Source organism: Fervidobacterium sp., from assembly GCF_059913585.1.
This window is the reverse complement of sequence record NZ_DBOLZL010000014.1, coordinates 56053-70370: the sequence shown is the minus strand read 5'-3', so window position 1 is coordinate 70370 and position 14318 is coordinate 56053. Positions and strand designations below refer to the sequence as shown.

At 39.5% G+C, this 14318-nt stretch carries 13 protein-coding genes; 9 read left to right on the top strand and 4 right to left on the bottom strand.

Annotated features, from left to right (window positions below; translation table 11 throughout):
• Positions 1–178: 178 nt before the first annotated feature.
• The 3 genes from arcC to AC3M61_RS05070 are packed head-to-tail and all read right to left on the bottom strand — an operon-like array spanning position 179 to position 2914.
• On the bottom strand, positions 179–1114 hold the full coding sequence (arcC, locus tag AC3M61_RS05080; protein WP_500779802.1) for a carbamate kinase: 936 nt from the start codon (positions 1112–1114) through the stop codon (positions 179–181).
• Positions 1115–1150: 36 nt separating this feature from the next.
• Positions 1151–2032, bottom strand: a complete 882-nt coding sequence (locus AC3M61_RS05075) for a bifunctional enoyl-CoA hydratase/phosphate acetyltransferase (RefSeq protein ID WP_500779801.1) — start codon at positions 2030–2032, stop codon at positions 1151–1153.
• A gap of 42 nt (positions 2033–2074) precedes the next feature.
• Complete coding sequence (locus AC3M61_RS05070) at positions 2075–2914, bottom strand: M55 family metallopeptidase (protein ID WP_500779800.1); 840 nt, start codon at positions 2912–2914, stop codon at positions 2075–2077.
• A gap of 427 nt (positions 2915–3341) precedes the next feature.
• Between AC3M61_RS05070 and dnaA the strand changes: the two genes are divergently transcribed.
• From dnaA to AC3M61_RS05025, 9 genes are all read left to right on the top strand, one after another.
• Positions 3342–4676, top strand: coding sequence for a chromosomal replication initiator protein DnaA (gene dnaA, locus AC3M61_RS05065; protein WP_500780017.1), 1335 nt, complete (start codon positions 3342–3344; stop codon positions 4674–4676).
• A 98-nt stretch (positions 4677–4774) separates the two neighbouring features.
• On the top strand, positions 4775–4957 hold the full coding sequence (locus AC3M61_RS05060) for a ferredoxin (protein ID WP_014450637.1): 183 nt from the start codon (positions 4775–4777) through the stop codon (positions 4955–4957).
• A 270-nt stretch (positions 4958–5227) separates the two neighbouring features.
• Positions 5228–7102, top strand: a complete 1875-nt coding sequence (locus tag AC3M61_RS05055; protein WP_500779799.1) for a hypothetical protein — start codon at positions 5228–5230, stop codon at positions 7100–7102.
• Positions 7099–8202 carry a BMP family lipoprotein gene (locus AC3M61_RS05050; protein ID WP_500779798.1) on the top strand — a complete coding sequence of 368 codons (1104 nt, stop codon included), beginning with the start codon at positions 7099–7101 and terminating at the stop codon, positions 8200–8202. The genes AC3M61_RS05055 and AC3M61_RS05050 overlap by 4 nt, the downstream gene beginning before the upstream one ends.
• 240 nt (positions 8203–8442) lie before the next feature.
• Complete coding sequence (locus AC3M61_RS05045) at positions 8443–9957, top strand: ABC transporter ATP-binding protein (protein WP_500780016.1); 1515 nt, start codon at positions 8443–8445, stop codon at positions 9955–9957.
• The gene (locus tag AC3M61_RS05040) at positions 9954–11003 is read left to right on the top strand and encodes an ABC transporter permease (protein WP_500779797.1); all 1050 of its coding nucleotides are present in this window, start codon (positions 9954–9956) and stop codon (positions 11001–11003) included. The genes AC3M61_RS05045 and AC3M61_RS05040 overlap by 4 nt, the downstream gene beginning before the upstream one ends.
• Positions 11000–11959: an ABC transporter permease gene (locus tag AC3M61_RS05035; protein ID WP_500779796.1), complete on the top strand. Its 960-nt coding sequence runs from the start codon at positions 11000–11002 to the stop codon at positions 11957–11959. The genes AC3M61_RS05040 and AC3M61_RS05035 overlap by 4 nt, the downstream gene beginning before the upstream one ends.
• A 27-nt stretch (positions 11960–11986) precedes the next feature.
• On the top strand, positions 11987–12385 hold the full coding sequence (locus tag AC3M61_RS05030; RefSeq protein ID WP_500779795.1) for a secondary thiamine-phosphate synthase enzyme YjbQ: 399 nt from the start codon (positions 11987–11989) through the stop codon (positions 12383–12385).
• A 314-nt stretch (positions 12386–12699) separates the two neighbouring features.
• Positions 12700–12975, top strand: coding sequence for an HU family DNA-binding protein (locus AC3M61_RS05025; protein ID WP_014450644.1), 276 nt, complete (start codon positions 12700–12702; stop codon positions 12973–12975).
• A 62-nt stretch (positions 12976–13037) separates the two neighbouring features.
• Here AC3M61_RS05025 and AC3M61_RS05020 read toward each other — a convergent pair whose 3' ends face one another.
• On the bottom strand, positions 13038–14300 hold the full coding sequence (locus tag AC3M61_RS05020; RefSeq protein ID WP_500779794.1) for an HD domain-containing phosphohydrolase: 1263 nt from the start codon (positions 14298–14300) through the stop codon (positions 13038–13040).
• Between the last annotated feature and the right edge of the window lie 18 nt (positions 14301–14318).

The following is a 14318-nucleotide window of genomic DNA, read 5'->3' as shown; positions in this document are numbered from 1 at the left end:
TTTGCAATTTTTTCCAAAAAAATCAACAGTTAAAAAAACCTTTATTTAAGCGACTTTTGGAATTTTTGCGAATATATACTTAAGTATAGTAAAATTTAACATTTATTAAATAAAACAAACAGGGGGACTCCCCCTGTTTGTTATTGACGTATATGGTAAGAGTGATGCACTACCCTTTTCAAAGAGTTATTCTTGTTCCAGTAAGTCCTTTTAATGCCTTATCGAGAACTGCCATATCGGTAATCAAACATTCTCTTCCAGTTGAGGTTACGAAATCAATTGCTGCTTCGATTTTTGGTCCCATGCTACCTGATGGGAATTGACCTTCGGCAAGGTACTTTTTCGCTTCTTCGACTGTAAGGTGGTCCAGAGCTTTTTGATCCGGCTTGTTGTAGTTGATGTAGACTTTTTCAACTCCGGTAAGAATTATGAGTATATCTGCATCAATTTCTTTAGCAAGCAAAGCGCTTGCTCTATCTTTATCGATGACTGCTTCAACCCCTTTCAGTGTTCCGTTTTCTTGTATGACAGGTATTCCGCCCCCACCAGCAGCTATGACTATCATGTCTTTTTCAACCAATGTCTTTATGACGTTCTTTTCAACTATGTCTAGTGGGATTGGAGAAGGAACAACACGTCTCCAACCTCGTCCAGCATCTTCTTTCATTATCCAACCTTTTTCCTGTTGTAGTTTCTCTGCCTCTTCCTTTGAATAAAATGGACCAACTGGTTTTGAAGGTTTTTGGAAGCCAGGGTCATTCTTATCAACGATAATTTGTGTGACGACGGCTGCGATTTCTCTTTGTATATTCCTTTTCCTTAGCTCATTTCCAAGAGTTAATGCTATCATGTAACCAAGACTACCTTGAGTTTGTGCATCGTTAACGTCAATAGGGAACGGTGGTATAACGTGCTTTGCTAATTCTTGTTGGACTAAAAGATTACCTACTTGTGGTCCGTTTCCATGAGTTATAACTATGTCGTAATCATCGAGCATAGAAACCAAAAATTTGGCGGTTTCGGAAAGGTTTTTCATCATGTTTTCTGCTGTTGCTTCTTCACCAGGTCTGTTAACTGCGTTTCCACCAATAGCCACAACTGCTAGTTTCTTCATGTGCACACCTCCAACTACGGATATGGAATTTTAGATTTAAGAAAGTGCGATTGCCAAAGCGATAGATGCGAATTTCGACTCGCTTGTATCTGCACGTGATATGACGATAACTGGTGCCTTTGCTCCAGCTATGATACCAGCAATTTTTCCATTTGCAAAGTATACAGCAGACTTGCCAAGGAAATTTCCACTATGAATGTCTGGAACAACTAGTATATCAGCATGACCTGCGACATCCCCCTTGACGCCTTTGACTTCTGCTGCATAAACGCTCAGAGCGTTATCTATTCCAAGTGGTCCGTCTATCTTACAATTCTTTATCTGACCACGCTCGTTCATCTTGGCTATAATAGCAGCTTCCATTGTCTCTGGCATATCTGGATTTACTGTTTCAACGGCAGCTATGAGTGCAACTTTAGGCATCTCGTAACCAAGTTTTCTGGCAACAGCAACTGCGTTTTCTATAATTTGCACCTTCTGTTCCAAAGTAGGTCTAATTACCATACCACCATCTGTGATGAAAATCAAACGGTTCACACCAGGAACCTCAACAACCGCAACGTGTGAAAGCAATCTCTCTGTTCTGAGCCCTTCCTCTTTGTCTAAGACGGCTTTTAGTAATGTGGAAGTTTTTACAAGTCCTTTCATCACTATGTGTGCTTTTCCTTCGACAACTGCTCTCACTGCACCTTTGGATGCCTCTTCTTCAGAACGGCAGTCAACAATGGGAAAATCGGCGTTGAGTTCTTTCAAATTCTCTTCAATTATTTCTTTCTTTCCAAAAAGAATAGCAGAGACGCCTAATTCCTTTGCTTCGACAACCGCTTTTATGGCTTCTTTATCCTCTGCTCCAGCAATAGCGATAACTTTCCCCTTACCCTTCGCCATCTCGATGATTTCGGAAAGAGTTCTTATCATCGTCAACACCTCCACAGGGCTTGTTCTTAGATTTTTTTAAATTTAAACTAATATCCTTGCAGCTGCACAGATATATGTCATAGCTAACAATGCTTCAAAGATGACCTTGTAGTCATCGTGCTTAATCTGAACTTTCCTTCCATCTATTCTCTCGACGAGGGGCATGGAAGAGACAAGGTCAGCTCTAAGTGTATCACTGAATTCCACAACCATTTCAACAGGCGATGAGAATCTGAAAATCTCGAAATCTTTTCTGGATTTTGTTGAAAGCTTGTTAGCGCATTGTTCCAGTTCATTGAGCAAAATCCTCATTGGTTTCATAATAGCGCTGTGCCTTCCGATAGACTTTTTGGTCTCCACAGTAAGAACCTTTGGTAGAATTTTAGAAGTTTGGGCAATAACTTTGTCATCTCCAATTAGACATCCAAGAGGAACACTGAACAAACCAGCAAAAGCTGCGTTGATAAGTGCTTCGTTCATCTCCATACCGTTTATCCAAATATTGTGTATTGAAGAACTTGAGTATGTATGGTCCATGTTTGCATGAATGGTGCCAATACCTGCATGGTAACCGAAAAAGACAGCAAAATCAAAGGATTCGTCTATACCGTACATCATATAGTATTGCCTAATGCCACCACTTACCAATGTTACGTATGGAAATTCCTCGGTAATCTCCCAAGGGATGTTATCACCTGCAGCATGCGAATCTACGAGCGTTACTTCGCACCCTTCTAATCCTTTTAAAAACGCTTTCAGCTGTCTCAACATCTCATACCTTTTGTATTCATTACTTCTCTTCTCAACGTCATTCCAACTAGTTACACCAGCAAGTCCTTCGTAATCAAACGATATAAAGATTTTCTTCTTGCTCCTTGTCATACCACCCACCCCTGTTGGTATTATAAAACAAAGTGTGTTTGTTATGAAGTCTGGTAAAAAAGAGCATACTGAAGCATACAAAAGCATAAACAAGTATCGATGAGGATTAATTATGATTGAAGAATGAGCACTGTTTTGGAGTGGATAGTAGCAATTTTCAAAGTCTGCAGTGAGTGACTACTTAACGTTTCTTAATTGATTCTTTACAGTAAACAATTTCGAAACAAAACGTCATATACCATTTCTTGTGGGTAAAATATCATTCATGAGTTAACATAAAGTTTGTCTTGATTTTTAACATAGACTTATGAGATAATACTCAATGCACAGTAATCTTACCCCCGCCCCTGCCTTGTTACTTTATAACTTTTATAAACATTTTCCTTATAATTGCACGTCTCGAGGTGTACTTATGGATAATGTAGAAATCAAGGAAAAGATTTTATCCGCACTTAAGGAGAAGGTCAGCCGCCAACAATGGGAACACTGGTTTATAGACTTCTATGTCAAACGTGTAGAGGGAACCCACGTTGTATTCGAAGTGGGTAACCTCTTTCTTAAAGGTTATATCGAGAAGAAGTTTGATAAGGTTATCAAAAAAGCTATTGGTGAGGTCGTCGGGCAAGGAGCAACTTACGAAATTGTTTACGCTCAAGTTGTCAATCCTGACAACTTTGAAGATGAAGTTCCAGACAATGTTGCATTAGTCAGGAAAAAGCCTGTTTTAATAACCCCACTAAATCCTAAGTACAGATTTGACAATTTTGTTGTAGACGAGTTCAACCGATTTGTTTACAACTTACTTCTTGAAGCAGCGAAAAAACCTGGCACTTACAATCCGATATTTATCTATAGTGAGGCCGGAATGGGAAAGACTCATCTTGTTCAAGCTTATGGCAATTATCTCCTATCTCAAAACCCCGACCTGAGGTTTGCATACTTAACTAGTGAGAGTTTTATGAATGAGCTCATCACAAAGCTCAAGTCCGGTAATATGGAGGAATTCCGAGAAAGGTATAGAAAGAAAATCGATGTGCTTGTAATTGACGATATCCAGTTTTTGGCAGGCAAAAAGGGTGTTCAGATAGAACTTTTCCATACTTTCAATGCACTTTACGAAGCAGGAAAACAAATTATCGTATGCTCTGACAGGTCTCCAAAAGAACTTAAAGATTTCCAAGATAGGGTCATTTCAAGGTTCCAAATGGGCGTTGTTGCGCAAATCAAGACTCCTTCCCAAGAAGCTATGTACAAAATAGCAAGAAAAGTTGTTGATGACGAAAAGGCAGATATCGATGATGCAGTGTTGCGATACGTTGCTACGCACATTAGGGGAAGTATAAGAATTCTAAAAGGTGCTGTGATAAAGTTAATTGCTTACAAGAGCATGTATGGAGAGTTAGACATTTCAATTGTGAAATCTATACTGCGAGACGTACTTACTGGTGATGTCAATACAAGCTCAGATGGAGATATCATAGAAATTATCGCTAAGATGTTTAAAACAACGAAAGATGGTATTCTTTCGGGTTCAAGGGACAGAAATACTTCTTTAGCACGACAGGTGTGTATGTACTTTATGGTAAAAAAATACGGTTTATCAACAAGGAAAGTTGGCGAGATATTTAACAAGACACATCCGTCGGTGATAAATTCCGTTAAAGTTGTTGAAGAAAAAATGAGAAATGAAAAAGATTTTGAATTGCTATTGAAAACTGTGGAGAACGAACTTCAAAAAAGTGTTGGAAAAGCTTATTCATAATAAGGTACGAACAGTAGAGAGTGATAGATTAGAGTCTGTTGAAAAACTAAAAAAATGTGATATAATCAATAATGACGTCGAAGAGGAGGTGCTAAGGTATGAAGGTAAGAGTAGATGAAGCAACATGCATTGGTTGCGGAGTATGTGAAAACCTTTGTCCAGATGTATTCAAACTTGGCGATGACATGAAGGCAAAGGTTTTGCAGCCAGAAACAGACCTTTCCTGCGCAAAAGATGCTGCTGACAGCTGTCCAACGGCTGCTATCACTGTTGAAGAGTAACTTGGGGTTAAATCACGTTCGGATTTCGTTGAGGGGGCGGAAGCCCCCCTTTTATTTCAAATGTGTTAATTTACCTTGCTCGAGGTTAAAACCTGGTCAGAGTTGGAAAAAAGGAAATTATAAGAATAGAAATACAAAATTTTCCTTCTTTTTTGAATATTATTGTATTTGCTAAGGGTTAGTGTGATATAATATAATCAACAAGCGGCATTCAAATTTCGAAATTAATGATAAATATGAAAAAGCTTGTGAAAAGGAAGGTGTAAAGAAGTGCACGTAGCAAAGCATTCAGAGCGACTACATAAGTTTTCCTACTTACTTATAACCACTTTTTTGGTTTTGGTTTTTTCCTCGCTGGTTTTTGGCTTGGACATGACAAAAGCTCAGGAGATTTACAAAAGTTATTTTTCGCCTTCTTCTGATTTTCACCAGTTTGTTATTTCACACATCAAGAGTGACCTACCTTTGTACAGGTTTTTGAAGATTTACATGGTAGGTTCAACGGAGAAAACAGAAACTACAAAAAAGACAGGAGATTATTTGGAAGCGCTCAAACCAATGGAAGGTGCCAATTCTGATGAAGAAAGGTTAGCGCGCTCTGTGTATCTTTCTTATTGGGAGGCGAAATTGAAAAACCGTTCTTTCGATAAAGAGCTTGTAAAGAGTTCTCCTATTTTTAACTCCTTTTTCAACGATTATCAGATTCGTCTTGTAGATGCCTTTGGCAATTACGCCCAAGACCTTGCTGCCTACCTTTTCGGTGCGGATATTGACTTGGTTTATGTTCCAGAAGAATTGAAAAAGCTAAGAATCAACGTTATTGGAGATTACGAATACGCTCCCGTCTACAATGGTGAAGAACTACAAGCGATAACTTTGATAGTAGAGAAACCTGAAGTATCAAAAACTTTGGAAGAGATAATTTTAGAAGCGGCAAATTCGGCAAAAGATTTTGATCCAGAGATGTTAATTTTAAGAACGCGTGGAACCATATTCAGAAGTACATATACACATATTGCAGGTATAAAAGATGAGATTGCCAGAGAGTTTGTTATGATAACTCCAAAAGAATTAAACTTAGCGTGGATTAGATGGTTAGTGTATGCTGTTGTATTCTTTATCTGGTTCTACTTATTTAAAAACATTCAGATTCCACTGGCGTTGATAATAGCCTCGGAAACAGTCTACATAGGTGCGTTTCTGAATATTCAATCCACATCGGACGGAATGATTTACGGAATAGTTATGACTATAGCTTTACTTTTCTCAATGTTCTACTTTCTATTTAAGAAGCAATTCACTCTTTTCCTGATAAGCCTTGCTACAGTGCTTGTGGTATTTCTACCTTCGTATGCAACAAAAGACCTCTTAATGCCAGAAACCTTTGGTGAATCTCCATTTTACAACTCGTTGGTTTCTGAAGTTCTTCAAGAACCTTTGAGTATTGTACAAAGAAGGTTGAAAGAGTACAATACTACGGTAAATGAATCCATTGAAAAGTTCAACATTCTTCTGAACGACGTAGGTGTTGATACGTTCAGTCTTTCGGAGGAGTATTTCGCTCCGGAAGGTTTTGAAAAAAGGATCTATTACGCAAAAAGTTTGTTAAGCAAAATGACGGACAAAGTGTTGGTAAAAGAAGTGAACGATTTTATCTACTTTGAAACGAAAAGATACAAAAAAGTAGAAAAGCTCATATCAGAATTCGAAAGTGATTTCAGAAGATTTGTCTCTGTTGGTTCAAACGATTTTAGAAAAACGCTCAGTGAATTTGTTGACTCCAAGTTCGAAGGAACACACAGAGACAGATTACTAAAAACCATCTCATCAACACAAAGAAAATCATACATAATACTGCCTACTTACAAGATTTACTATTCACTTTCGGCAGTTATATTAATATCTCTTTCTTTGTTCTTAATTGCGCTCAAAAGAGATGAAGCGTTCGTCCCTCTTGTTGGTTCGTTTGCAGTGTCAGTTCTCACGTTATTCAGAACGCAAACTGTGTTCATCCAAGTTGGCGTTCCTTCTATTAGTGTTTACATCAGTTGGGTAATTCCATACACTTTAATACTGGCGGTTATTCTGGGTTATTATTGGTTGAAGAAAAACCTTATTATCCTTAAAAGGAGGGAGAGAGTATGAAGAAGTTCTTCGTATTTATGCTTCTTGGGGTCGTTTTAACACTTGGTTTCTCTTTTAAAGCTATCATGGTAACTGACACTGGTGGACTTGGTGACAAGTCATTCAACGATGGAACGTGGGCAGGTATACAGAGAGCGGCTCAGGAACTCAAAGTGGAAGCAAAAGTTATCATGTCACAAGAACAGTCAGACTATATTCCAAACCTTACAAAAGCAGCGGAAGAAGTCAGAAAAGAAAAGGACGGCGGTATTGTTTTTGCAGTTGGTTTCATGATGGCAGATGCTCTTATGAAGGTCGCACAGCAGTACCCAGATGTTTATTTTGTCGGTATTGATATTGATTTCGAGGGTAAAGTGCTTCCAAACGTTATCAACTTCCTCTTCAAAGAACAGGAATCTGCATTCCTCGTTGGATACATCGCGGCCGCTATGACAAGGACAGGAAAGGTCGGGTTTGTCGGTGGTATTCCAATTTCTCCAGTTGAAAGGTTCAGATATGGTTACGAAGCAGGTATAAAGGCTTACCAAGATCTCAAAGGAAAGAAAATTACAATTTTGAGAGGCTACACAAACGAATTCAGCGACCCAAAGAAGGGTAAAGACCTTGCAAATTCACAGTTCTCACAAGGTGCAGACATTATCTTTGCAGCAGCTGGTGCTTGTGGTAACGGAGTTATCGAAGCAGCTAAAGAAAGGTCAGAAAAACTTGCAGGTAAGGGCTACGAAAACATTAAGAAATACGCCCTTTCTGGGAAACCACTCTACTATGCAATTGGTGTTGACGTTGACCAAGACTACATGGCACCTGGAGTAGTTCTTACAAGTGCGATGAAAGGTATCGATACGGCAGGATACTACGGTGTCAAATGGGCATTTACAGGACAATTCAAAGGTGGAACCAGAGTTCTCGGTTTGAAAGAAAACGGTGTGAGAATGTCAGAAATGAAGTACACAAAAGAAATAATTGAAAAATTAGCTCCAAACGCTATTAAAGAACTTGAATACCTTAAACAGCTCATCATTGAGGGTAAGGTTGTTGTTCCAGATTCAGAAGATGCACTCAAGGCATTTACAGTTAAGGGTATAAGACTTCCAAAGTAATCTACCCAAATAAGCGAAATAATCATTTTTCTTCTCATTTTTTTAAGCCGGGGGCAACATGCCCCCGTTTTGATAGACTATACGGATAAATCCGTAAGTCTATCAAAGCGGGAAAATGTCTAGCTGTTTAAATGTTAATCATTACTAACCGGAGGTGGACTCGTAGTGGACGATTTGAGAAAAGATACAAGACGTTCTGAACTTGAAGGTCACGATGACCGTTCTGAGTACGCTGTTGAGATGATAGAGATTACCAAGAGGTTTCCTGGTGTTCTCGCAAATGACAGGGTAACGTTAAGGATTAAAAAAGGTGAAATCCATGCGATAGTTGGAGAGAACGGTGCTGGGAAAAGTACGTTGATGAACCAACTCTACGGTCTCTATCATCCAGATAGCGGTGAAATACGTATCTTTGGTCAAAAAAAGGTCTTTACAGGTCCGAGGGACGCAATAAAAGCCGGTATTGGAATGGTCCACCAGCACTTCATGCTCGTGAACACATTGACCGTGGCTGAGAACGTGGTGCTTGGTAACGAACCTGTGAAAGGTGTTAATTTTGACCTAAGAAGGGCAAGGCAAGAGGTTAAGGAATTATCTGAAAAATATGGTTTATACGTTGATGTCGATGCAAGGATTGAGGATATACCAGTAGGAATGCAACAACGTGTGGAGATAATAAAGACGCTTTACAGAGGTGCTAACATAATTATCCTGGATGAACCTACGGCAGTTTTGACACCGCAAGAAGTTGAGGAACTGTTCGAGATTATGAGAAACCTCCAAAAGAGTGGGAAGACTATCCTATTTATCTCACACAAACTCAACGAAGTCATGGAAATTAGTGATAGGATAACAGTTATGCGTGGTGGAAGGGTAACTGCAGAGCTTATCACGAAAGAAACAAACGAACGCGAAATAGCACGTGCAATGGTTGGTAGAGATGTTGTTTTGAAACTTGATAAGGCGCCGCATATTCCTAAAGAAGTGGTATTTGAAGTTAAAGACCTTTGGGTGAAAGATAATAGGCATCTCGATGCCGTAAAAGGAGTTTCTTTCCAGGTGAGAAAGGGAGAGATAGTGGGTATTGCAGGTGTTGCAGGAAACGGGCAAACAGAATTAGTTGAGGCAATCACTGGTTTGAGAAAAGCAGAAAAAGGACAGGTACTATTTGAAGGAATAGATGTGACAAATAAACATCCGAGGGTATTACGAGAGTTGGGAATGACACACATAGCGGAGGACAGATTGAAGCATGCTTTAATAAAACAATTCCCTGCCTATTACAATGTAATCCTCGGTAGACACTACAAACGTCCGTTTGCGAATGGTGCATTTTTGAATCATCAAGAAATAAAGAGATACACAGCGGAATTGATGGAAGAGTTCGATGTGAGACCAAGGATAATAGAGCACTTAGGTGGTAATTTCTCTGGTGGTAACCAACAGAAATTGGTTGTTGGAAGGGAGATAAAAGCAAGTCCAAAATTCATGGTCGTTGCTCAGCCAACAAGGGGATTGGACGTTGGTGCAATTGAATTCATTCACAGACAGATTCTGAGAATGAGAGAGCAAGATGTGGGTATACTCTTAATCTCAATGGAGTTAGAAGAGATATTCTCCCTAAGCGATAGGATATTGGTTATGTACGAAGGTCAAATAATGGGAGAAGTTAGGCCAGAAGAAGCGACCGTTGAGGAAGTTGGACTAATGATGGCTGGTAAAAGACTGGAAGAAATTCGAGGTGGTAAGAGATGAAAAAGACTGAAACGAAAAAGATTTTGGAAAGCATAGCTGTTCCTGTCTTTGCTGTATTGATTGCTTTGTTGATTTCTGGGCTCATCATCCTTGCTATTGGTAAGAACCCGATAAAGGCTTACGGTGTTCTATTACATGGTGCTTTTGGTAGTAAGCAAGCTATAATTGATACCCTTATAAAGACAACTCCTTTGATTTTAACAGGTTTGGCTGTTGGGTTCGGATTTAGAGCAGGTGTGTTTAATATAGGTGCCGAAGGTCAAATGGCAATGGGGGCTTTGATAGCTGCCACGTTTGCTAGTAATTTTGGTGGATTACCACCTGCTGTTGCGATTCCACTTACGATATTAATTGGTATGAGCGCAGGTGCTGGATGGGCTGCTATAGCTGGATTTTTGAAAGCAAAGACCGGTGCTCATGAAGTTGTTACAACAATTATGTTGAACTGGATAACGACTTACGTAGCATCGTTCATGGTAACTGGACCTCTTGCAACGGGCTCGGGAACACCAAAAAGTCCAGAAATTGCTCAGTCGGCGCAACTCCCCATTTTAATGAGAGTTGGTGCAATGGAATTGAGCGCTGGAATACTTATTTCCATTGCGGCTGCTGTATTTATGTACGTTTTTCTCAACAAAACAACAACGGGATATGAGATAAAGGCGGTAGGTTTCAATCCGTATGCTGCAGAATACGGAGGAATAAGTGTGGCGAAAAACATAGTTCTTGCAATGGCAATCAGTGGGGCACTCGCTGGACTTGCGGGTGTTACCGAGCTTATGGGAGTGCACCATAGGTTCTTGGGAGAGTTATCGGGCGGTAAAGGTTTTGACGGTATTAGTATCGCACTCATAGGGCAAAATAATCCGATAGGTATCATCTTTGCAGCACTTCTGATAGGTGCGCTGAGGACTGGTAGTAATGAGATGCAGTTCATGGGGGTTTCAAAATATATCGTCATCATCGTTCAAGGTATCGTTATCTTCTTAGTAGCGGCAGACAGAATCGTTAAGGCAATATACGCGAGAAAGAAGGTGAAAGCATGAGAGTTTTAACAGCAATCCTTTCGATATTTATAAATCCGCAATTTTACAAAATAGCTCTTACGGCTGCAACACCTTTGATTTTTGCATCACTTGGTGGTGTGTTTAGTGAAATTACAGGTGTAGTTAACATTGCACTTGAAGGCATTATACTTATGGGGGCGTTCACGTCTGTTGTGTTCACGTATTTAACCGGAAACGTGTGGTTTGGTGTTCTCATGGCAATTGTTAGTGGTATACTTCTTGCATTGTTGCATGCATGGGGCAGTATAAAATGGGCAGGGAACCAGGTTGTTTTAGGAACGGCTATAATATTAATCTCCCAGGGTTTAACAGGTTTCCTTATGGAACCCATCTTTGGTCAGCCTGGTCAGACGGATTTCGTCGGAAAGGTGGATGAAATTACCATCCCAGGACTTGTAGATGTTCCATTTTTAGGGCAGGTAATAGGTGAAATCAGCCCGTTTGTGTATATAGCATTTGGTTGTGTTGCTTTTGGTTGGTGGTTGATTTACAAAACTAAGCTGGGGTTGAGGATGCGTTCGGTTGGTGAAAATCCTGAAGCTGCGGATACACTTGGAGTTAATGTTTATGCGATAAGATACTTTGGAGTTATAATGAGCGGAGTTTTCGCTTCACTTGCGGGTGCTTACCTAAGTGTTGGGGAAATTGGACAGTTCAAAGAACTCATGTCCGGAGGTAGAGGTTTCATAGGATTGGCAGCGATGATTATCGGAAAATGGAATCCTGTTGGAGCGATGCTCGCGAGCTTATTCTTTGGTTTGTTCGGTGCATTTTCAAACCAGCTCCAGAGTTTGCAAGAGATAACAGTTGCCGTCAACGTTAAGTCACTTTTCGATACGATTCCGTTTGTTTTGACAATAATCGTTGTTGCTGGGTTTGTCGGTAAATCAAGACCACCTGCTGCAGATGGTGTGCCATACGAAAAAAGCGAGTAAGCTTTCAAACAATTGGGTGGTGATAAAATGCTCCGCAGGTTTTCCGTGAGAACAACAAAAAGGGTTGAATTTGTTGATATAACTGCCCAAGTTAAAACAATAGTAAGGGAAAGCGATGTAAAAGAAGGGATTGTAGTTGTTTATGTGCCACATACAACTTGTGGCATAACTATAAATGAACATGCGGATTCATCCGTTGTCGAGGATATCATAAGCCAGCTTTCGAAATTAGTTCCGACAAACGGAGGATACCGACACCTGGAAGGAAATTCGGATGCTCATATTAAGGCTTCAATTATGGGAAGCAGTGTGACCGTAATTGTGAGCAATGGAAATCTTTTGCTGGGAACATGGCAAGGCATTTTCTTGTGTGAATTTGATGGTCCAAGAACACGCGAAGTTGTTGTTAAAGTTGTCGGAGGATGAGAACAGTCTCTAATAATCTTTTGAAAATTATGCCTTGTGGAACAAAAAATATTGACAAAATTGTCCGAGATTATGATAAAATAAAAGTGAGTGAGACATAGCACTAATAGTTCTATTTAAAGAGTTCCTTTATATTCTGAAAAAAGCCAATTTTATGCGAAAAATAAAATTCATTGTCAAAATACTTGATTTCTTCGTATGTTTTGTGATATAATTTGCGCAGAATTAGTATTCATCACAGTCTTGACTTTTCCTCATCGAAAGTGCTATTATATACTTGATTTTCCACACCATCATGAGAAGGAGGGGGATTTATGAACAAAAAAGAACTTGTCAACGCGGTAGCTGAAAAAACACAACTCAAGAAAAAAGACGTAAAACTTGTCATCGACACACTCTTTGAAACGATAGCAGCAGCTCTCGAAAAAGGCGAAAAGGTTCAACTTGTCGACTTTGGTACTTTCGAAGTTAAGAAGATGGAAGGCAGAACAGGTGTCAACCCAAGAACAAAAGCAAAGATTAAGATTCCTGCAAGAAAAGTTCCAAAATTCAGACCTGGAAAAGTTCTCAAGACAAGAGTCAACAAGTAATTGTAGAAGCACAATCAAAAGTCGGGGCAAAAGCCCCGACTTTTTTGCTTGTGACCTATTTTTTAATTTTCGTTGAGTTCTTTAACACTCTCAAGTAATTTTTCAAAAACATCTTTTGAGAATTTTCCTTTTTCCACATCTGCTTCAATTATTCTCAGAACTTCCCCGGAATCCCAAGCTTCTTTGTACGTTCTTTTCGATGAGAGTGCATCGAATACATCCGCAATGCCTATAATCTTTCCAAATAAGGATATCTCTTCACCTTTTTTTCCATAAGGGTATCCACTTCCATCGAGCCTTTCATGGTGTTCCAATGCACCACTGAGTATGGCTTCGTCAACGTATTTGACTTGGGATAATATTTCTGCGCCGTAAACCGTGTGGTTTTTGATTATTTTGTATTCTTCATCAGTGAGTTTCCCTGGTTTCAGTAATATGCTATCAGGAATGCCTATCTTTCCAACATCGTGTAGTATAGCTGAGAACTCGAGTTTTTCTAATTCTTGTTGACTCAGTCCCATTCGCTTACCAATTTCCAGCGATATTCTTGCCACGTTTTTCGAATGCAGGTGTGTGTAATTATCTCGCTTATCTATAGCAGTCGCTATTGCTAAGAGTATCTTCTTGAATGATTCGGAGAATTTTTCGTATCTCCACGTGCTGAGAAGCTTTCGTCCAATCAATTTAGCGAAGAGTTCTACCGTTTCAGCATCTTCCTCGGAAAAACCACCATCTTTGTTTAGCACCTCTATAACACCTATCTTTTCATCTTCTACCCAGATGGGCGAACCAACGATATTTTTTGTTTTAAAATTTGCTGCTTTATCAACTCCCTTAAAGTGAGCAGGATTTGTTTCCAAGTCGTTAAAAACAAGAGCTTTTCCTTCGAGAAAAATCTTCCCTGCGATCGATTCCATAGGAACAGGTATACTCTCAATCTTACCACTCACTTTCCCAACAGTCACAAGAAACCGCAGATGATCAGCTTCGTACATAAGAATAGAAGCGGCTTTTGCATTAACTATGGTGCATATTTCTTGCTGGATATCTTTTAGGAGTTCATTCAACCTAAGGTTACTATTCAGTTTTGCTGCGATGTAAACAACTTGGTCACGTAAGCCTGCAGGATTAACCTTTACACCTTTTTTAATCAGTTCTGCAAGCTTTTTTAAAAGGTTTTGAGAGTAATTGCCAAGGACGTAGAATTCTATATCTTCGATAGCCACTTTGTTTTTAGATACTCTTCCTACTAAATGCCTGTTGTATTTATACCCGCAAAGCCAAGTCGGAGCTTCTACAAGTTTCTCTTGCTTAAGATTAGACAATGTTTGACGCCTCCTTTT